This is a genomic window from Oligella sp. HMSC05A10 (genome assembly GCF_001808335.1).
GTDB lineage: Bacteria > Pseudomonadota > Gammaproteobacteria > Burkholderiales > Burkholderiaceae_B > Oligella > Oligella urethralis.
In genome coordinates, this window is sequence record NZ_KV792892.1 from 1 (window position 1) to 985 (window position 985).

Below are 985 nucleotides of genomic sequence, written 5' to 3' on the forward strand. Positions count from 1 at the left end.
TTAGAGGGTGACAACTATCCTGACATAGAGAGAAGGCCAAAAGAAGAGTGGAAAATCATCCAAATTCCTGAACTTCGAATTATTGAAAAGGAAATATGGGATAAGGTTAGAAAACGGATCGATTCAGAACGAGATAAAAATGGTAGAAAAAGGTATGGACGCAGAGGTGTATCTTTATTTGGTGGCTATTTATCTTGTCCAAAATGCAGTGGAAAATTGGTTGTTGTAAATGCAGTAAGCTACGGATGCCAACGATCTAAAGACCGTGGTAAAACTGTTTGCCCGGGATTCTTAGTAAATAGAAAGATTTTAGAGAAACAGCTTTTAAATACATTAAGAAAAGAGCTTTTAACTGAAAAAGCAGCAACTCAATTTGAGAAGCACTTTGAAGCTGAAGTTGAAAATTTATTGAATAATAAAGAGTCAGACACAAAGTATCAAAAAGACAGACTGGAAGAAATTGAAGCCTCAATAGAAAAAATAATTGAGGCCATCAGTAAAATCGGTGTAAGTGATTCACTAGCTGAAAAGTTAACAGTTTTAGAGACTGAAAAAAAGATGATCTTATCAAAGCTTAATAAGACATCATTAATTGAAATAAAGATACCTAACGTCAAAAAAGCTTTTCATGAAACAGTTGATAAGCTGGATGAGTCAATTGGTAAAGAGCCAGAAAAGGCTAGAGAAATTCTTCAAAACATCTTCGGTCTGATTCAAATTGAACAAAGAGGCAAAGAAGTATGGGCTAAAATAAATACGCCTCAATCGCTTTCATTTGCAATTGAGCCGTATCTAAAGGTGGTTGCGGAGGCAGGATTTGAACCTACGACCTTCGGGTTATGAGCCCGACGAGCTGCCAGACTGCTCCACTCCGCGCTAGAGTATTGATAGTAACAGACTTCTGATTTAATAACAAGTATGGCGACCTGTTAGAAGTCTATCACATCTGAATAAATTGCCTGACGATGACCTACTTTCACAGGAG

At 37.0% G+C, this 985-nt stretch carries 1 tRNA gene; it reads right to left on the reverse strand.

Going from position 1 to position 985, the window contains the following annotated elements:
- Positions 1-799: 799 nt before the first annotated feature.
- A tRNA-Met gene (locus HMPREF3144_RS04225) sits at positions 800-876 on the reverse strand.
- Positions 877-985: the final 109 nt, after the last annotated feature.